The 379-nt window shown below is 76.0% G+C and carries 1 protein-coding gene; it reads left to right on the top strand.

What is annotated here, in order from left to right; all coding sequences use genetic code 11:
* Positions 1-351, top strand: a 351-nt coding sequence (locus tag E1289_RS37885; protein ID WP_207929431.1) for a chorismate-binding protein, incomplete at its 5' end; no start/stop codon positions are given.
* Between the last annotated feature and the right edge of the window lie 28 nt (positions 352-379).

Here is a 379-nt window from a genome sequence, read left to right as displayed (position 1 = left end):
ACCCACCTCGCCTCCCCCGTCCGCGGACGCCTCACCGCCGACCGCTCCGTCCTCGACGTCGTCGCCGCCCTGCACCCCACACCCGCCGTCTGCGGCACCCCCACCGACACCGCCATGGACCTCATCCGCGAACTCGAGGGCATGGACCGCGGACGCTACGCCGGGCCCGTCGGCTGGGTCGACGCCCGCGGCGACGGCGAATGGGGCATCGCCCTGCGCTGCGCCGAGATCGACGGAACCCGCGCCCGCCTGTTCGCCGGCTGCGGCATCGTCGCCGACTCCGACCCCGACGCCGAACTCGCCGAGGCCCGCACCAAGTTCCGCCCCATGCAGGACGCCCTCAGCGGCTGACCCGGCCCGCACACCCACCCCGCGGCAC

The sequence above is a fragment of the Actinomadura sp. 6K520 genome, from assembly GCF_004349245.1.
GTDB lineage: Bacteria > Actinomycetota > Actinomycetes > Streptosporangiales > Streptosporangiaceae > Spirillospora.
This window is presented reverse-complemented; position numbering and strand designations above follow the sequence as displayed.